This is a genomic window from Undibacterium sp. YM2 (genome assembly GCF_009937975.1).
Taxonomy (GTDB): Bacteria; Pseudomonadota; Gammaproteobacteria; order Burkholderiales; family Burkholderiaceae_D; genus Undibacterium.
In genome coordinates this window covers 1,145,144-1,164,380 of the sequence record NZ_AP018441.1, presented here as the reverse complement: position 1 = coordinate 1,164,380, position 19,237 = coordinate 1,145,144, and the positions used below count along the sequence as shown (strand labels likewise).

The window sequence follows — 19,237 nt, the reverse complement described above, 5'->3', positions numbered from 1 at the left end:
GCTTCCTCAGCACTTCTGCAAAAGTATTTGGCCGGGCTATGAGAATAGTCCGGCGTGAAATCTGAAAGAGAACACATTATGGCAATGGCAATTGGCAATGATGGAGATGGTGAAGACGAAGTCAACAGCACCATCAACACCACCCGCTGGTCGACGTCATGCTGGTATTGCTGATCATCTTCCTGATCACCACCCCGGTGATTACAGATACGGTCAAGCTGAAATTACCGGCAGAAACCAACGTGATTTACAAAACCAAACCGGAAAACATCACCCTGTCGGTGAACAAGGATGGTGATCTGTACTGGAACGGCAGCATGAAGCCGCTGGCAGGCACGGATGCCCTGTTTGAAAAGCTCAAGGTAGAAGCAGTCAAGATCCCGCAACCGGAGTTGCATATCCGTGGAGATCAGAATACCCGCTATGAGTTTATTGGCAAAAGTATCCTGACGGCACAGCGTGCCGGTATCGCCAAGGTCGGCTTCGTGATTGAACCGCCTCCACGGAACTAAGTAAAGGAAGCATTATGGGTATGCAAATTGGTTCCGGCGGTGGCTCAGCCGATCCGGAAGTGATGATAGAAATGAACATGACGCCGCTGATTGACGTCATGCTGGTATTGATCATCATGTTGATTATTACCATTCCTATTCAGAATCACGCGGTGAACCTGAATATGCCGACAGGTAACCCACCGCCACCAACCACACCGCCTGTGGTAGTGAATATCGACGTCGATTTTGATGGCACGGTGTCCTGGAATGGTACGGCAGTCGATCATGCACAGCTGGAAGCGAAACTGGCTGAATCGGCAGCAATGCCTGCAGCAAACCAGCCAGAGATCCACCTGCGTCCGGTTGCTGTTGTACCTTACAAATCCGTGGCGTCCGTCATGGCGGCGGCACAGCGTCTTGGTGTGACCAAGATCGGTATGGTCGGGAATGAGCAGTTCCTGAAATAGACCAGAGCGCGAAAAAAAGCCGGTGATTTATTCCCCGGTTTTTTTTCGACTCATGCTGCTACGCTTGTCGTTAAATTCATCTGGACAATGCCTCATACAATTCCAGCGGCAAGCCATCGGGATCAGCAAAAAAAACGAAGCGTCGCCCAGTTAACTCATCCAGCCGGATATCTTCCACTTCCAACCCCTTTGCCTCCAGCATCGCTTTGCAGGCTGCAACATCATCAACTTCAAATGCCAGGTGACGCAAACCCTGTGCCTCAGGCCGCGATACCCTCGGTGGCGCATCAGGGAAGGAAAACAATTCTATTTGCGAACCGTCTGGCAAGGCCAGATCGAGTTTGTATGAAGCTCTCTCTGGCCTATAAGTCTCAGCAATAACGCTCAAGCCCAGAATCCGGGTATAGAAATCCTTGGACACCTGATAATCAGCGCATATGATGGCTACATGATGTATGCGCTTCAGCATCGATCTGTCGTTCAGTCTGGGTCAGGATGCGAATCAGGTATTTTGCATGAATTGCAAATACAGATCACGGGCACGTGTTGCCACTACACCTATAGGCAATTCACGGCTTTCGTATCTGGTGCAAGGTGTGACCTTGGCAAAATTACCGGTATTGAAAATCTCTTTGGCTGCCAGCAATTCTTCCGGTTTTACAGTGCGCTCGGACACTTGCTTGCCATCGTCCTTGAGTAAACCAATAACGCGGGCGCGGGTAATGCCGGACAAGAAACTACCGTTTGCCACAGGCGTGACAATCTCATCATCTGCCGTCACAAAGAAGAGATTGGCAGTGGCAAATTCAGCCACATTGCCATGCATATCACAGACCACGCCATTGTCAAAACCGCGCTCTTTGGCTTCGCGCAAGGCTCTGGTGGAATTTGGATACAGGCAGGAAGCCTTGGCATCAGTCGGCGCCATGGAAGGGTCGGGACGACGCAGGCTGGACAGGCAGGAAGAGAAACCGGTAAATGCCGGCATGGGTGCATCAAACAAAGTCAGCGCAAAGCCCGTAGTTGAAGGTTCAGGGATCAGCAAACCGTCAGTGCCAAATACCAGCGGACGTATATACAGCTCGGCATCCGCCGGAAACAGGGCTATGCCCTCACGGCACAATGCTTCGAGTTCATCGACATTGTATGGGCATTGCAAACCCAGGCGCTGGGCAGATTGTATGACGCGGGCCAGATGCAAACGCAAGTCTGGCGTCAGGCCGCGAATGGAACGCGCACCATCAAACACTGAGGAACCCAGCCAGACTGCATTATCCATGGCGCCAAACAGTGGCGTATTGCCTTCACTCCATTGTCCCTTGAAGTAGCTACGGTACATAATATTCCTCACTCATTGATGGTTAATTGGTGACGCATAGTGAATGCTTATTTCTAATGTATCACATCCGCCATTTGACTTGACGAACCGGCATCAAGGCTGCACCTTGCCGGATTGCACAAGTTGCGCTTGATTGACGCTATGTCCGCTGGTCCTGACAACGACATATTGCTTGCGGAATTCCAGTCCGCGCTGCGGCCATTTTTCTGCATATTGTTTCAGGTGTTCGACCGCAGGCAAAAAATCTTCGCCATTGACACGACAATCAGCAGCCAGCTTGCCTTCGTTATCACGCGAGGCAAACAAGCGTATGCCGATGAAATCACTGGTCTGCAACAGATCATGAAAAGCCGGCATGCTTTCTGTAAACAGGCAGCATGGGCAAAATGGATGTTCTTCTTTTTTCTTGGGCGCAGGCAGGCTGGCGAGATGGGCGACTGGGCCCAATATCACCTGGCGAAAACTGCTGCCTTCTACCGCCTCAGCGCTGGTGTTCATTTCTATGACTGTGCAATTCAGTGGCTGCTCACGGGTAGCATCCAGCAATACCAATAAATCCATCCTGGCCCAGGTACGCAAACCCTCAAGTATCGCTTCAGATTCAGTGGTCCCCATGGCATGCTGATACTCACTCAAGCCTTGCGGGAAGTAGCTGGCATGGCTGGCATAGATACGTGTGCAGGTACGGAATTTGTCTTCAGCAAGCGTAACAGTTTCCACCCGCTCAACTGCCAGCAACAAGCCATCTTCCAGGGCCAGGTAATTGTCTTGCCATTTCAATTTGATTGTTTCTGCCGTCAAGACCTCGAACAAGGCCAGCGTCAATTCAGCATCAATATTCAGATTGGCAAACACTGGTGCCACCACAGGTGATGAAGGTGATGCTGGGCTGGAGGCAAACTTACTCTTGAAGCTTTTGAAAGCATTGCCTAGGGAAGTGGTAACTGACATGAGAACTGAGATTGAAGATGAAACAGACCCGCATTGTAGCAAGAAGACCGGCAGACCAAGGTATTTGCATACGGCACAACATGTTCATGCCTTGATGGCATTGATGAGTTCACGCGCATAAGTAGGCAGCTCATCATATTGCCGTACACAGATCAGCAAGTTCCTGACTGCCCAGGTATCTGTCAGATACAGCCTGTGTATTTTCATCAACTGCTCATAACGTAAAGCTGCAGTCTCGGGGATGATGGCAATGCCAGCCCCACTCTCCACCATGCGGCAAATGCCATCAAAGCTGCGCAAACGCAGGCGGTAATGCAAACGCTGCCCCAGCCGCGCCGCATGTTCATTCAAATATTGTTGCAGGGCGCTGTCACCAGCCAGGCCTATGAAGTCATAGGTCAGGATATCGGCAAAGGCCAGACTGCCATTGGCTGCTGCTGTCGCTTGCAAGGGATGCTGTGCCGCAGTTACAAGCACCAGTTGATCCTGCCGGAACGGGAATGCCTGCAAGTCTGCACTATCGACTGTATCGGCAATGATGCCTATATCGGCCTGCTCGGCGATGATGGCTTGCACGATGTCATTGCTGAGTCTTTCTTCAACTTCAATATTGATGTGCGGATGTGCCTGCATATAAATGGCCAGCGCCTGCGGCAGGAATTCAGTCAGCGCCGAGGTATTGCACAGCATGCGTATATGCCCTTTGAGGCCTTTGGCATAATCACCGAGATCACCGCGCATTCTTTCCATCTGCTGCATCAGCATGCGCGCATGGTGCAGCAGCGTGCGGCCAGCATCAGTCACTTCCACACCGCGCCTTTTTCGCAGCAACAGCGGCACGCCCAGCAAATCTTCCATACCGCGCAAGCGAGCACTGGCCGACGCCAGCGCCAGATGGGAACGCTCAGCCCCGGCAGTGATGCTGCCCGCCTCCACTACGTGAACAAATAACTGCAAATCGACCAGATCAAAGCGCATGAAAAGATTATTTATGAGGCAAGTGCCTGATGTAGACTACGTAAAATACGAAGCCTGTCTGAGTATATTCCACATTTTCAGTTCTTGCTGGTAATGGCAAACTGTCTATATGGAATCGCTGACTACTCTATTTACCCCTCATGGCAACAGCACGCAGTGGCTGGCGATAGCCTTTATCTTTCTGCTTGCGGGAATGATAAAAGGTGTCATAGGCCTGGGCTTGCCCACGGTGGCAATCGCCTTGTTGAGTTTGTCGATGACAACCATGCAAGCCGCTGCCTTATTGTTTTTACCTTCGCTTTTAACGAATATCTGGCAACTCGCCAGCGGTGCCAGGTTACTGCCCTTATTACGCCGCCTGACCCCTATGCTATTGGGCATCTGCATGGGCACTTTTGTTTCGGGACTTTTATTCAGCAAGCTCAATCCAGTCTGGTCAGGTGCAGGCCTGGGCGTGGCATTACTGCTATATGGCGTCATGGGCTTGGCGTCGGTACATTGGCAAGTACCTGGCCATGCAGAGCACAGGCTGGCCCCTGTCATCGGCATTGCGACAGGCATGGTCACCGCCTCTACCGGCGTATTTGTCTTGCCGTCTGTCCCTTACCTGCAAGCCCTGAATCTTGATAAGGACGAACTGGTACAGGCGATGGCCTTGTCTTTCACGGTATCTACACTCGCCTTGGGCATCAACCTGTACGGCAGTGGTACTTTGCAATGGAATATTGCTGGTGATTCCATACTGGCCCTGCTACCTGCATTGGCTGGCATGCAATTGGGGCAAGTCATACGCGACAAAATGCAGCCAGCGCTGTTCAAGCGCTGTTTCTTCATCGGCTTGCTGGCTTTGGGCGTCCACTACTTATGGGGAGCAGTGAAATCATGACAGAGATCAATTCTGGAGAAGCTGTGAAAACGGCACTGCGCATCTGTAAACAAGATGAACAAAGCAACTGCACGCATTTATTGCTGTCTGCATTTCTGGATCAGCAACATGTGGGAGCACTGGATTGCAGCATCCATGCCGGGCAAGTGTGCGTCCATGTCCTGTATGTGAAACCCAGTTACCGTGAACTTGGTATCGCCAGGGCCCTGCTGGCGCAATTGCATGCAGAATGCCCGGGGCTTGAGGTGATTTGCGAAAAGGGGAATGAGCAGGGAATGAAGCATTAAAAATCACTGCTGCCATCGCCATAAAGTATCGCAATAACACGCAAATAAGCAGGCAAATCATCTATGATCATGTGCATCACTTCACAAGGTGCGCACATGAATATCGAAGTACTCTTCCCCACCCTGGTTGGCATCTCCAAGGCAGATGACGCCATCATTTACGCCATCAATGACGAAGTCTTGCGCCGCAAGGAAGACTTGAATCGCTTGCTCAGCCACTCTTGGGGCGACAATGTGCTGAGTTCATTCAACAATGAAAAAAATATTTTCGCACTTGCCGGATTGCTGCATTTAAGAAAATTTATCGAAGAGAGCGTCTTGCAGTTCGTCCACATGACCAGGCGTGACAAGGACTGGAAAATAGATCACCAATATACGCAAAGCTGGATCAATGTCACCAAGAAATTTGGTTACCAGGAAAGGCATAATCACGACAGGAATGTCGAAGGCGTGCCTATCAGCGGCGTCTATTATTTCAGCACCAACCAGCATGATGGCGAGCTCGCTATCTTCCCTTGCGACACGCAATACAAGCAGTTTGAAAACTATGTCATCGAACCTGAAGTCGGCAAGCTGGTCTTGTTCAGGTCCGATGTATTTCACAGAGTAGGCCCCAACCTCACAGATACCGACAGAGTGTCTTTCAGCTTCAATTACCTGCTCAATAAATAAGTACGTTCTAATGCAATAAATGCTTTTCAAAGAAGGCAGTAATTTTCTTATCCACTACAGGCATTTGTGCGCGGTCAAAACCGGGTGAGTCATTGAGCATGTCGCCAACCAGGCCAGTCAGGTTTGGTGGCAGGGGAGACAACAGGGAACCGTGGCCGGCGTCAGGCACGTCCGCAATGTGTTCACAAGTCTGGCAGGCCGCCAATACCCTACCACTGTGAAAGCGCGGCACCAGCCAGAGGTCCTGTCCGGCAGTGACCAGGCCCAGTGGCACAGGCGGATTTTTCAGCGATGCCATGTCAAAGTCAGCAGCGGCAGGTACGCCAGCCACAATCGCAGCCACACGGGGGTCATGGTGTTCGCGCATGGTGGTATCACTGAAACGGCTGCGGATAATTGTCAAAGCCAGCCATTTTTTCAGCCCATCAAAGAAACCGCCATTGAGGCGGGTAATCAAACCTACGCACGAATGAAAATCATTGACCAGATCTTCTTCACAATGCTGCTTGAAACCAGCCGGTGACCAGCGCCCACCTGCCATGCTGAGCGCGGTATGGCCGCCTGCCGACATGCCATACATTCCTACCTTGTCCAGCGTCAGCAAAGGCGCAAAGCGCGGGTCACGGCCAACGGCATCAATGGCGCGTGATACTTCCGCAGGTCGCAAGGTCCAACTGTCGGGCCCGGGATGACTGTCATCCTTGTAATTGTCACCATGGTGTTCGGGCATGGCAACGATAAAACCTGCTTCAACCATGCTGCGCGCCAGGTCGGCATGCACCCAGGGGGAACCCCCTGAACCATGCGAAATAATGATCAGATGTCCATTGCCGCGCACAGGCTCTGCGTGTTCAGCCAGCTTGAACTGAAAGCGGCCACGATTAATTTGTTGCTCAGGTGCATTGCTCGGATAATACAAGGTAATAGTGCCATCTGTAGCACTTGGAGCTATCGTTGTCAGGCCAACCGATGCGCTTGCAGTGCCGGTAGCAAATAACAACAGGTACAGCAGTGCATTCTTAAAACAATTGAATAGTCGTTTAACAAGAAGTAGATACTTCGCTTTCATCATTCAGGCTCCAATCGGTTGAGTGCCGGGGACATTGCCCCGGATGAACCGGACTATGCGCAGGAAAGCGAATGATGTCTTGCCGCAGACTGAAAATTACAGATTTCGGCTAGCCGATTTCAGGAATCGGCCATATTTTGTTTGCGGTACTCGGTAGGCGTGAGCCCGGTCGCGGCCTTGAAGGCACGGTTGAATGGCCCTATGGACTGGAAGCCGGAAGTCAGCGCAATCGTCAGCACGGGCACATCCTGCTGCGCCGGGTCGGCCAAGGCAGCACATGCTTCGTCCAGGCGAAAGGCGTTAATGTAGGCATTGAAATTGCGGTAACCAAGCTGCTGGTTGATGAGCCTGCGCAAACGGTATTCAGGGATTTGCATCTTGCCAGCCAGGCTGGCCAGTGTCAGGTCTTCGCTGCGGTAGTGGCGCTCATCCTGCATCAGTTTCTGTAAAGCCAACACCAATGTAGCTTCGCCTGCGCCTGCCGCAGACACTGGCGGAGGCAAGTCTGGTGTCGTTGCCTGTTTTTGTAAGGGAGACGCAGGCAAGGGAAATAAATCCAGATGCCCCAGTTTTAACATCCTGAATGTCACGACGGCGATGATGAGCAGCAACACAAGCACATCTGCCATCGCAGTACCGCCTGCCAGCCTCCCCTGTGGCGAACTTAAACGGGCTATCAATAATAAAAAGGTATAGACACTGCCAGCAATCACGATAAAAGCACGCAGTCGACGTCGCGGCTCAACCAGGTCGGTACGCCAGTTCCTCGCCGCTGCCAACGCCGCCAGAATGGCAAATACCAGCGGTATCGCTCGCTGCATGCCCATCGTCACAGGGGCAATGATAGTGGCACTGCCCGCCACTACGGCACAGTTCAAGGCACTCAAGGCGGCTACCGCGAACCAGGCAAGCAGGTGCATGGGCCGCAATGCATAGTCATCATCGAACAGGGCTTGCACAAATACCCAGAACAGTACGGCGTTCGCAACAGAAATCGCCACCAGTGGTGCTTGCCACAGACGTGGCACCGTGGCTTCTATCCAGGGAGTGGCACTGATCACCTGCACCGCCAGCCCCAGGCAAAGTGCGATACCTGAGCGCACTACCAGCAATTGCGGGCGGTCACGGCCCAGTATGGCGGACAGCAGCAACAGCAAAGCCAGCAGCGTACCGCGCAAAGCCGCATCGAGCAAGACCAAGGGATCAAGAGCCAACATGCCTGTCCACGAAGATGAAAGGCAAAACAATAACAGCAGCCAGACTGCTCAGGCAAGCTGCATCGCCTAGATTAAGGCCTAATCAGCTGTCCAGGTGGGAAATCAGCAAATTACTGAAACGCGATAACTCCTTGCGCTTGACGTCATCGCCATGCCCTTCGGTTTCAGGTGTATCAACCGACAAACCTACCGCGATAATATCAATCAGCAATAATTGCAGTATGCGTGAAATCATGGACAAAAAGGTTGCATTGTCCTCAGTATGATTGACCGCCAGACAGACTGTTGCCTTCTTCGCCAGTGGTGACTGATTAGGCGTGATCGCAATCACGTCTGCCCCGGCCAGGCGGGCAGCATCAACGGCTTTCAGCAACTCTGGCAGCTTGCCGGAATTCGAGACTACAATAACCACATCGCCAGGGTTCAGCAATTCTGCCGCCATGGAAAACAAATGTGCATCACCATAAGACGCGGTAGGAATGCGGAAGCGGAAGAATTTATGCTGGCCATCCAGCGCCACTGCACGCGAATTGCCCATGGCATAAAATTCTACCTTGTTTGCCTTGCGCAACAGGGCAATTGCCTGATCAAGCGAGCGTACATCGAGCTGATCACGGAAATTCAAAATCGCCGACACAGTGTTATCGATGACCTTGGCGCTCAGATCATGCGTGCTGTCGCTCATACGTACCTGGCTATGGCGTACAGGTATCGTGCCGGTCAGGCTGCTGGCAAACTTGAGTTTGAAGTCAGCAAGACCGAGGAAGCCCAGCGACCGACAAAAGCGGATGACGGTGGGCTGGCTGACATCGGCCAGGCGGGCTATCTCTGCAATGGCTTCATTCAATACCGTGCGCGGGTTTTCCAGCACCAGGGTAGCGACGCGGCGCTCTGCCGGCGTCAGCTCTGCCTGGATTTGCTGTATGCGGTCCATCAATGAACTGTCACCGCTGCGGCCACGCAAGTGCTCAGACAAAATCGCCGACACGCCATAAAACGCCGGGTTGGGCGTGGTAATGACGAAGGTAGGGATTTGCGCCAGGTAGCTACTGAAGCGTCCCTTGGCTTCAAAACGGGTACGAAAGGCGGAAGTAGCGAAATAATCACCCATCAGCGGGACGATGCCTCCACCTATATAAATACCACCAAAAGCACCGAGGGTTACAGCGAGATTGGCACTGAAGCTGCCCAGCATGCCGCAAAAGCATTCCAGAGTTTCCAGGCACAGCTCATCCGCATCAGCGAGGGCACCGCGCATGATGTCTTGCGCGGGCAGGGCCTGGACTTTCTTGTTATTCCTGTCAGCCAGGGCACGGTAAATCAATTCCATACCAGGGCCGGAAATCAGACGCTCGGTAGAGACATGCGGCCATTCTTTCCAGGCAAATTGCAAAATCGCATATTCACGCTCATCCACCGGCGCGAAATTGACGTGTCCGCCTTCACTACCCAAGGTGACGAAGCCATCTGAGGTAGGAATAAGACCAGACACACCCAGGCCAGTACCAGGCCCCAGGACGCCAATAACGGATTTGGGCACTGGTGTACCACCACCCACCTGCATCAGGTCTTTGGCCTGCAAACCCGGCAAGGACATGGCCAGTGCAGTAAAATCATTGACGATGAGGAGAGTGTATAAGCCAAATTCACGGCGCACATCTTCGATGGAAAATGCCCAGTCGCGGTTGGTCATTCTGACCTGGTCACCGTCGATAGGGTTAGCCAGTGCAAATGCAGCATGATGGACTTTGCTGGCAGGCACAGTAGAAAGATAGGCGCGCAGCAAAGCCATGATGTCAGCGTATTCATCGCACTTCAAGACCTTGACGGATTCAAACACACCCGGTGAAGACTCAAGTGTCAAGCGCGCATGGGTAGCGCCTATATCTGCCAACAAGCGCGGGCCACTGGAAAAACCTGCCGCGCTACCATGTTCTACAAGTGCGTGTTCTGTCGTCATGCTGTCTTCATATATACGGTTTACTGCCTATTGTCTTACAGAGAATGCAATCACGCAATTTACCACAAACACCTGCAAATTCATGTCCCAAATCTGTACTTGCCATGGCAAGCTGCGTGCATCCACCTGTAAACGGGCATGACAATATCATTTACTTAACTTTATTGATAGCTCTGCCTTGCTATTTTTTAACCAGTGCGCATCAATAAGTAACTGTTTTTTGGCTTGATCCCAGCTGAAAGGTGCCGCTTTGCCTAGCAGGCTTACTGATACCGGTTTACTGGCAATATTGTGTATATGCAGTGCAATGTCCCTACCCACCGCCTCAGCACTCTTGCCGGTTTCTGTTCTCAGACTGATTTTCAACTCCTCAGTATTTGCCTGACTATGGAAATACATGAGGGTGTAAGCCCCCTTCTCAAAAGCATTCGCAGTCTCGCCATCATCGTCATACAGCTTGCCTGCCGACTTTTTGACTGAGGCATCATGGTAGTAATGCAGTTCCAGTTTTTTTGCTGAATAGTCACGGGTATTCTGGACCAGCGGGCTCATGGGTACAAAAGCGCCAGCACGCACGAACACCGGGATATGGTCTTGCTCCACGTTTATTGTGTCAGTCGAACCACCCTGATGTTGCTGACCAGTATAAAAATCAAACCAGGTACTGCCTGCCGGGAAATACACGCTGGCTTCTTTTTCACCTGCCTTCATAACAGGATGAATTAGGAAACTGTCACCCCACAGATAAGTGTCAGCCACGGTTTGCAGTTTCTGGTTTTGAGGTTCCGCATAAAATAGCGGACGCATGAAAGGCAGGCCGTGCTGGCTATTCTCAAATGCCAGGGTATAGTTATACGGCAGCATGCGGTAACGCAATTCTATGGCCGCCTTGGCCAAGGCCTTGGTCTTGGCTTCACGCAAGACCGGTTCAGACGCCACCTCCTCTTGCGCATGGGGGCGGAACACAGGCTGGAACACGCCATACTGCAACCAGCGTGCATACAACTCATCATCCAGATTGGCACCGGCAAAACCACCGAGGTCGGAATGCATATAGGCCATGCCTTGCATGCCCATCTGCAAGGCGATCTCAGGTTGTGAACGCAATCCGCCCCAGGTGCGATTGACATCGCCCGACCACGGTATCATGCCCAGTCTTTGTGAACCTGAATAGCCGGAACGCATGAGAATGAAAGGCCGCTGATTTGGGTAGTCTTTCTTGTAGCCATCAGCAATCAGTTTGGCCCAGTTATGACCATAGAGATTATGCAATTCATCGGCACTGCCCGTCTTGTGCTGCAAGGCCGATGGGTGAACTTCCGGCTCCCCCAGATCACCCCACCAGCCAGCCACGCCCATATTCTTCAGGTCTTTATAGATAGCCCAGAACCAGTCTTGCGCGGGCGGATTGAAGATATCGATGAGGCCAGTATTACCAAAATAAAAATCATAGGTAAATGGCTTGCCCTGCTTGTCGGTGGCCAGAATATTTTTATCAACAGCCTCTTGCCATTTTTTTGAAGTCGTCAAAATAAAAGGCTCGGTAATCAACACAGTCTTGATACCTTGCTGGGCAAAATCAGCAATCATGCCCTTGGGATTGGGAAAGCTGTCTTTATCAAATTCAAGATTACCCATCGTGCCCTTGATATCCTTGCCAAACCAGTAGAGGTCAAAGATGATGGCATCGACAGGGATTTTTTCAGCGCGGAATTTATCCAGTATGCTGCGTGCTTCTGCCTCATTGTGATAACCAAAGCGGCTGGCGAAATTGCCAAAAGTCCAGCGCGGTGGCAAAGGCTGACGCCCAGTCAGGCTGGTGTAATTGCTGACGATGTCGGCCCAGCTGTCACCAGCGATGACCTGGTAAGTCTTGCGGCCACTAATGGTTTCATACGCGAGTACATTGTTTTTCTTGCTGTCGAGGTCAAGCTGGCCTATTGCTGCATTATCAAAATGCAGGCCATACATCTTCGATGAAAATACCAGCGGCATGGAAAAATTCATTTGCTCTGAGCGCTCTTCATAGCCATAGTGTGCCTTGTTGTACAAAGGCAGGCGATTGCCGCGACGGTTCATACCCAGCGCGCGCGCACCACCACCATACAGGGCTTCGCTGGTATCGAGGTTAAAGTCCAACACTTCTGCATCTATGGTTTTGCTATAGCCATTTTTTTCTGACAGTAAGGGCTTGCCCTTGTATGCATAGGCAATTTGCAGCGGTGATTTGGTGATGCTGACACTGATGTCACCGGCGACATACTGTATGCCGTTTGCTGTTTCTTTGAAACTGGTCTTGACGCGCACCGGCGACAAGACGACAGTATGCGAAGCCGGATTGAATTTTTCAGCAGCAGGAATAAAACTGGTTTCCATGATCTTGTCACTGTAAGGCTTCAAGATGTAGCGACCATCATTGGTCTTGATTTCCAGATGCTCAGCCTGCTTGCTGACTGACACGATAGTGCGTGCAGAATTTTGCGCCTGGACTGTACTCACCAATGCAAAAACTGCAGTCGCAAAGATATTCAGTTTGACTATGCTTGTTTTTTTCATGCTGTCTCGAATTATTTTTACCAGAGCATACTAGGGCGCGATCAATATCGTGCTCAAGCCGCTATTGAATTGCACCTTGCCATTGACGACTGTGGCTGTCTTGCCAGAATAATGGTCGCGCAGTTTTTGTCCATCGGCAAACACGCCTGCGACGCTGATGGCAGGATTGCTGTTCGCGGGGATATCCAGTGCAACCACTACTTTGTCGCTGATACCGTTCTTTTCATAAGTGCGCTTGAAGGTATAGGGCTGCTCAGCGAGTTTTTCGTGCAGACCCGCTCCTATGGCAGGATGGGCACGCCGGAACAAACCCAGGCGACTCCAGTGCTGGCGCACTTCAGCAATGCGGCAACCGTCACGGCTGGCATTCTTTGCAAGCTCATCCCAGTTCATGAAAGAGCGCAAAGTTGCGTCGCCTTGCGCGCCAGCGACATTCAGCGAGCGTGCAGTTTCATCACCATAATAAATCTGCGCAGCGCCAGGACTGAGTAAGAGTTTATTGGCAGATTCAAATGGCTTTTGGCGCAAGAGATCAAATGGCCCGCCATCATCGTGCGAGCTGATGTAATTCAGTACGGAATATCCAGCCAAAGGCCCATGCAAACGCGCGGCATAATCACTGAACAAGGCTTCATAAGTCTTATTGGCATCTGACTTAAAACCAAAATTGATGAGGCTGTCAAAACCGTTCTGGTAAAAATTGACGGTCTGACCGCCGCCCATGTCAAAGTCCTGGCCGTGAGCGAGTGCATAGTTATACACTTCACCGGTCATGAAGAAAGCCTGATTACCCAGTTTCTTTTTGGGGTTGGCCTGCTTCCAGTCTTCATAAGCTACGCTGGCAAGGCCATGCAATTCTTTCCAGATTTCTGGCTCTGTATGTTTGGCAGTGTCGGCCCGAAAGCCATCAACACCGTATTTCTTTACCCAATCCACATGCCATTTCATGAGGTAGTAGCGCGGGGCGCGGGGCAGGCCCGTGCGCTGGAAAAAGTCATCCAGCTCTTTGACTTCCTTGTCATACCGCCCTTCTGCCTTCCACTTCGCTATCAGCACTGGCGGCAAACTAACTGTGGCTTTGCTATCTGTGCGTATGTCCGGCAGGTTTTTGACCAGGGTACAACTGACCGTGGTTTCAGTATCTTTATAAGCACAGGTCGGCGATGTCCTGACCCATTCATCTGGCCATACAGGGTCTTGCTCTGTCACGGGTCCCAGGTGGTTCATGACTACATCGAGCAAGACACGCATGCCATGTGCATGGGCAGTGTCGACAAACTCACGCATGTCAGCTTCTGTACCCAGATTGGCATCGACACGGGTGAAGTCCTTGGCCCAGTATCCATGAAAACCATAAGACTTGCCCGTACCTTCATCGGTACCCGCATGAATTTGCTCGACCGGCGGTGTCAGCCAGATGACATCGACGCCGAGATCTTTGAAATAGCCAGACTTGATCTTTGCAGTAATGCCAGCCAGGTCACCGCCAGCATACCCGCGCAAAGCTGCGGCATCTTTCTTTCGGCCATAGGCCAGATCATTTTTGGGATTGCCGTTATGGAAGCGGTCGGTCAGTAAAAAATAGACGATGGCGTTTTCCCATAAAAATGGCTGTACTGTATTATTTTTTTGTAGATTTTCTTGTGCAGCGGACGCGGCAAAAATTAGAGTATTTGAACCCGCGACCAGCAGCATTGCCAAGCCCAGTTTTAACGCAGTCACTTGCATGATGAAACTCCGGCTGTCTGCTTAAACGGTAGCAGCATTAGCTGCCGTCTTGTCCATACCTGGTGCAACTTCGACTGCTTCATCCTTGACCAGCAAAGTCAGCAAGCCCGCCAATATCATGCAAGCCCCACCCAGCATCAATACCTTGACGGACTGGTTATCAAAAAAATGCTTCAAGATCGCACCGAGCACGACACCGGCAATAATCTGCGGTATCACCACAAAGAAATTGAACAGGCCCATGTAATAACCCATTCGGTTCGCGGGCAAAGCACCTGCCAGAATTGCATATGGCATGGTCAGTACACTGGCCCATGCTATGCCCACACCCACCATAGGCAAGAGCAGCATTTGTTTGGATGAGATCAGGAAGATACTCATGAGGCTGACACCGCCTATCACGAGACACAGCATGTGCACAAATTTGCGGCTGGTCATTTTTGCCAGCACAGGCAACAAGAAAGCCGCGAGTGCAGAGACACCACCATACACGGCGAACATGATGCCCACCCAGTTACCGCCTTCCTGGAAAGCGGCTGACTGTGCATCGCTGCTATGGAAAACAGTTTGCGCTATCGAGGGCGTGGTATACACCCACATCGCAAACAAGGCGACCCAGGTAAAGAATTGCACCAGCGCCAGTTGCACCATGGTCTTGGGCATTTTGGTGAAGCCACCCAGAATTTCTGATACTGCCTTGCCCAAGCCCTGATTATTCTTGCGTTCCTGCTTGAATTTTTCCAGGTCGGCTGGAGGAATTTCCTTGCTGGTGAAAACTGTCCACATGACAGACAAGGCAAAAATCGCGCCGCCGAAATAAAAGGAATAACGCACAGTGTCAGGGATCGCGCCATTCACAGGCACATTGCTGACGCCGAGGTAATCTGTGAATATCGTCGGCAGCAAGGAGGCAATCACACCACCGCAACCGATGAAGAAGGTTTGCATCGCAAAGCCTGCGGTTTGTTGCGAGACATCCAGCTTGTCACCGACAAAGGCACGGAAAGGTTCCATGGAAATATTGATGGCACTGTCCATCATCCACAATACCGCTATCGCCATCCACAAGACGCTGGAATTGGGCATGAGGAACATGGCAATCGATGCCAGTATCGCTCCTATGAAAAAGAAAGGACGACGGCGTCCCCAGAATGGGTGCCAGGTATTGTCGCTCAGATAGCCAATGATGGGCTGCACCAGTAAACCGGTAATCGGTGCAGCCAGCCAGAACAGCGCCAGCTCATCCGGGTTCGCACCCAGGGTAGAAAAGATGCGGCTGGTATTGGTATTTTGCAGCGCAAAGCCAAATTGAATACCGAAGAAACCGAAACTCATATTCCACAACTGCCAGAACGACAGACGTGGTTTGTATGCAGATACTTGCATGGTGTTTTGTCCCCAAATTTATTATGAACTACTATTGCTGTATTACTTGGCGGCTAAAAACGACTTCCCAACAAAGTCACCATACCAAGAATGCCAGCATTCTGAAATACTACCACAGCAAAATGTAATCAAACTACATAAATTTTTAAGACTCACTACAAACAGAAGTCATGCATAGTAAAAATGAGAATCTGGCGTAAAACCCTGACTTGAAAACAGCAAACTGTAGCAATACTACCCATGATTGCCTGCACTTTTCAAGCGCATCCTGACACATCCGGATATACAAGCCACTTCAAGAAAATGCCCGCCACTTCCAAAAAGCAGCGGGCATTTCACCTGCAAAAACAGAGATTCAAAAAATCTTACCTACTCCTGAAAATCAACTCCTTCATCTTCTGCAATTTCGGATACACCACAGGCACGGTCATCATGGTGCTGGCGATCGCCATCAATAACAAGGCAGTAAAGGTTTCACTGGTAATGATGTTCTTATCAAGCAGGATGTTGACAAAGATAATCATGATCAAAGCCTTGGTCTGCAACAGCCAGCCTATGATGGAAGCCTCGCCCTTTTCCCATTTGAGTATCTTGCCTGCTACCTGTATGCCTATGAGCTTGCCAGTGACAGAGGCGAACAGCAACACAGCCGCAGCGACGAAAACTGCGGCGCCACCCACCGCCCAGTTGGTACGCAAACCCGTGCTCAGGAAAAACACTGGCATGATGGCCAGCAAGACATGGTGGCGCATGAGGTCCATTTTTTCCTGATTAAACCAATGCGCATCCATGACCGCTCCCGCCAGGAAAGCGCCTACCATATAGTGCAGGCCTGCCCAGTCAGCTGCAAAAGCACAGGCGGCCAGCCAGATCAGCCCCACATACCAGCGGTCACGTTCTTCCAGCCAGACCATAAGTTTTCGGAACAACAGGGTAGCAACCGCAAACACCACTAAAAAGCCGATTTGTCGCCCTACCCTGGTCCAGTCCAGCAAGATAACCGCCAGTACGCCCCAGATGGCAATGTCGTCCAGACTGGCATAACGCAATATGCGCTGGCCTATGGGCTGGCGCAGGATATCGAGTTTTTCCATCAACAGGATCAGGATGGGCAAGGCAGTTACCGCGCAGGACATGCCCACACCGAGCACAAATTGCCAGCTCATGGCCTTGGGCCCCATCCAGCCATCCATACTCAGCAGTCCCATACCAGCTACACAACCAAACAATAAAGGCATGCCTAATGCCAGGCCCGCTGTGATAGTACTTTCACGGCGGTATTCCCAGGCCTTCTTCAAGTCCAGTTCTATTCCGGCAATCATGACAAAAATCATGACGGCCCACCAGGCGATGCCGTTCAGTGACTGTATCACCTGGGGATTGAAGACGAATTTATAGTAGTCGGGATAAATCGCACCAAGAACACCAGGCCCCAGCAAAATGCCAGTGATAATTTGCACTACTACCAGTGGTGCGTAATAGTCGGTTTTAGCGACCCTCCAGATCAGATAAGGTATGGTAAAAATCACAAACATTGCGATCAGAAAAATCTCGGTAGTGCTCATACCAGTATGCATAATTTCAACTTTTTTTCAGTTTGTTTTTCTATGCACCACCAGTAAAAAATGACAGTGGCGCCTCCTCCCCCACTCAGTACTGACTCAGCTTCTGGCCTTGCAATGCTGGGCAATATAGGCAGCATGTCCTGGCATGATGGCCACGCATTTCTGCACTACCTCACGCACACTGTCGAGATATTCCATGGTGTCCGCTTCGGTCTGCAAATTTACCAGAGGATTGAGGCTTTCAGGAATTAAATTTTGACCTTCAAAAACCTGCAGCCAGCCAACCTCGGCAAACAATTCATTATCAACGCGCAGCAAGCGGCCGCTGGCGCGGAACAGGTCAATCTTGTGCTGCAAGCTGTCCGGCACGGGCATGGCTGCGCAGGCTTTCCAGAAGTCAGAATCATCGCGCTGATTAAGCTTGTAATGCAGGATCACGAAGTCACGGATACGCTCATATTCAAAGCGCGACTGGCGATTGTATTCAGCAATATCAACGGCATTAAAACTCTGGTCAGGAAAGAAGTCGATCAGCCGCGCAATGGCCGATTGTATGAGGTGGATACTGGTTGATTCCAGCGGTTCGAGAAATCCACTGGACAAGCCTATCGCTACCACATTCTTGTTCCAGGTTTTATTGCGCATGCCAGTCTTGAACTTGATGACGCGCGGATCAGCCAGTGGCTTGCCATCGAGATTGGATAACAATACTGAAGCAGCTTCATCATCACTGACATACTGGCTGCAATACACATGGCCATTGCCTATGCGATGCTGTAGCGGAATGCGCCATTGCCAGCCAGCGCGGTGCGCAGTGGCGCGGGTATAGGGCAGTAGTTCTGGTGCAGATTCACAAGGCACGGCCTGCGCCCTGTCGCAGGGCAACCAGTGTGACCAGTCTTCATAACCTGTCTGCAAGGTCTGCTCTATCAGCAAGCCACGGAAGCCGGAGCAGTCGATGAATAAATCACCTTCTATGCGCTCACCATTTTCCAGAACGATGGCATCGACAAAACCATCGGCCTCGCGTTGGCTAACTGAGACTATCTTGCCTTCGGTACGCACGACGCCTCGCGACTCGGCAATCTTGCGCAGATAACGCGCATACAGACTGGCATCAAAATGATAGGCGTGCGCAATCTGGTTCAGCGGTGAATTTGGCACGTCGTAACGGGCTGGCATGAATTTATTTGCCTTGCCCATCATGCGGGTAATCGAATACGCAGCCAGTTCTTCGGCCTTGCCCAGCTTGCGCATTTTTTGCCAGTACTGATCAAAGCGCACACTCCCCAGATCCTGGCCGATAGTGCCAAAGCCATGCATGTAACGATCGCCCTGCTTGCCCCAGTTGACAAATTCTATCGCCAGCTTGAACGTACCCTGAGTCTCGCGCAGAAATTCATTTTCATCGATACCGACCACCTGGTTGAATCTTTGTATCATCGGGATGGTGGCTTCACCGACACCAACAATACCAATTTCATCCGACTCCACTACGTGTATCTGACATTGCCCCTGCAAGACAGTCGCCAGCGCCGTTGCCGTCATCCAGCCTGCCGTACCACCACCTACAATCACCACGTTTTTTATAATTGAATTCTGCATGTTGTCTCCACCAAAAAAACTAGCCCCCGTAAGCTTGCGCTGACAGGGGCTATTTGCAGTTCAGCTTAGAACCTGTT

General features: G+C 51.3%; 16 protein-coding genes and 1 pseudogene. 5 read left to right on the top strand and 12 right to left on the bottom strand.

Annotated elements, in window-relative coordinates:
• Nucleotides 1-78 precede the first annotated feature (78 nt).
• Nucleotides 79-512, top strand: a pseudogene (locus UNDYM_RS05295) (ExbD/TolR family protein).
• A 14-nt stretch (nucleotides 513-526) separates the two neighbouring features.
• A complete protein-coding gene (locus UNDYM_RS05290; protein ID WP_174244925.1) occupies nucleotides 527-961 on the top strand; it encodes a biopolymer transporter ExbD in 435 nt (144 codons plus the stop codon).
• 76 nt (nucleotides 962-1,037) lie between these two features.
• Here the strand turns inward: UNDYM_RS05290 and UNDYM_RS05285 are convergent, their stop codons facing one another.
• The 4 genes from UNDYM_RS05285 to UNDYM_RS05270 all read right to left on the bottom strand — a co-directional run bounded on the left by UNDYM_RS05285 (nucleotide 1,038) and on the right by UNDYM_RS05270 (nucleotide 4,229).
• Nucleotides 1,038-1,430, bottom strand: a complete 393-nt coding sequence (locus UNDYM_RS05285; protein WP_162040115.1) for a VOC family protein — start codon at nucleotides 1,428-1,430, stop codon at nucleotides 1,038-1,040.
• 33 nt (nucleotides 1,431-1,463) lie between these two features.
• Nucleotides 1,464-2,300, bottom strand: coding sequence for a branched-chain amino acid aminotransferase (locus UNDYM_RS05280; RefSeq protein WP_162040114.1), 837 nt, complete (start codon nucleotides 2,298-2,300; stop codon nucleotides 1,464-1,466).
• Between the two features lie 93 nt (nucleotides 2,301-2,393).
• Nucleotides 2,394-3,251 carry a DUF6348 family protein gene (locus UNDYM_RS05275; RefSeq protein ID WP_162040113.1) on the bottom strand — a complete coding sequence of 286 codons (858 nt, stop codon included), beginning with the start codon at nucleotides 3,249-3,251 and terminating at the stop codon, nucleotides 2,394-2,396.
• 84 nt (nucleotides 3,252-3,335) lie between these two features.
• A complete protein-coding gene (locus UNDYM_RS05270) occupies nucleotides 3,336-4,229 on the bottom strand; it encodes a LysR substrate-binding domain-containing protein (protein ID WP_162040112.1) in 894 nt (297 codons plus the stop codon).
• 109 nt (nucleotides 4,230-4,338) lie between these two features.
• Between UNDYM_RS05270 and UNDYM_RS05265 the strand changes: the two genes are divergently transcribed.
• The 3 genes from UNDYM_RS05265 to UNDYM_RS05255 all read left to right on the top strand — a co-directional run bounded on the left by UNDYM_RS05265 (nucleotide 4,339) and on the right by UNDYM_RS05255 (nucleotide 6,074).
• Nucleotides 4,339-5,115 (top strand): sulfite exporter TauE/SafE family protein, encoded by a 777-nt coding sequence (locus tag UNDYM_RS05265; RefSeq protein ID WP_162040111.1) that lies wholly within the window; start codon nucleotides 4,339-4,341, stop codon nucleotides 5,113-5,115.
• Nucleotides 5,112-5,402, top strand: a complete 291-nt coding sequence (locus tag UNDYM_RS05260; RefSeq protein WP_162040110.1) for a GNAT family N-acetyltransferase — start codon at nucleotides 5,112-5,114, stop codon at nucleotides 5,400-5,402. The genes UNDYM_RS05265 and UNDYM_RS05260 overlap by 4 nt, the downstream gene beginning before the upstream one ends.
• Before the next feature lie 96 nt (nucleotides 5,403-5,498).
• Entirely contained in the window at nucleotides 5,499-6,074 is a 576-nt protein-coding gene (locus UNDYM_RS05255; protein ID WP_162040109.1) for a putative 2OG-Fe(II) oxygenase, read from the top strand.
• Between the two features lie 7 nt (nucleotides 6,075-6,081).
• Here the strand turns inward: UNDYM_RS05255 and UNDYM_RS05250 are convergent, their stop codons facing one another.
• The 8 genes from UNDYM_RS05250 to UNDYM_RS05215 form a co-directional block, all read right to left on the bottom strand.
• Complete coding sequence (locus tag UNDYM_RS05250) at nucleotides 6,082-7,146, bottom strand: dienelactone hydrolase (protein ID WP_232063716.1); 1,065 nt, start codon at nucleotides 7,144-7,146, stop codon at nucleotides 6,082-6,084.
• Between the two features lie 116 nt (nucleotides 7,147-7,262).
• Nucleotides 7,263-8,360: an AraC family transcriptional regulator gene (locus UNDYM_RS05245; protein ID WP_162040108.1), complete on the bottom strand. Its 1,098-nt coding sequence runs from the start codon at nucleotides 8,358-8,360 to the stop codon at nucleotides 7,263-7,265.
• Between the two features lie 82 nt (nucleotides 8,361-8,442).
• Complete coding sequence (locus UNDYM_RS05240) at nucleotides 8,443-10,320, bottom strand: glucokinase (protein WP_162040107.1); 1,878 nt, start codon at nucleotides 10,318-10,320, stop codon at nucleotides 8,443-8,445.
• Nucleotides 10,321-10,467: 147 nt separating this feature from the next.
• Nucleotides 10,468-12,876, bottom strand: a complete 2,409-nt coding sequence (locus tag UNDYM_RS05235; protein WP_162040106.1) for a TIM-barrel domain-containing protein — start codon at nucleotides 12,874-12,876, stop codon at nucleotides 10,468-10,470.
• 30 nt (nucleotides 12,877-12,906) lie between these two features.
• On the bottom strand, nucleotides 12,907-14,604 hold the full coding sequence (locus tag UNDYM_RS05230; RefSeq protein ID WP_162040105.1) for an alpha-amylase family glycosyl hydrolase: 1,698 nt from the start codon (nucleotides 14,602-14,604) through the stop codon (nucleotides 12,907-12,909).
• Nucleotides 14,605-14,625: 21 nt separating this feature from the next.
• A complete protein-coding gene (locus UNDYM_RS05225; RefSeq protein ID WP_162040104.1) occupies nucleotides 14,626-15,990 on the bottom strand; it encodes an MFS transporter in 1,365 nt (454 codons plus the stop codon).
• Nucleotides 15,991-16,355: 365 nt separating this feature from the next.
• The gene (locus UNDYM_RS05220) at nucleotides 16,356-17,555 is read right to left on the bottom strand and encodes a cation:proton antiporter (protein ID WP_370529440.1); all 1,200 of its coding nucleotides are present in this window, start codon (nucleotides 17,553-17,555) and stop codon (nucleotides 16,356-16,358) included.
• 96 nt (nucleotides 17,556-17,651) lie between these two features.
• Entirely contained in the window at nucleotides 17,652-19,160 is a 1,509-nt protein-coding gene (locus tag UNDYM_RS05215) for a tryptophan halogenase family protein (protein WP_162040102.1), read from the bottom strand.
• Nucleotides 19,161-19,237 lie beyond the last annotated feature (77 nt).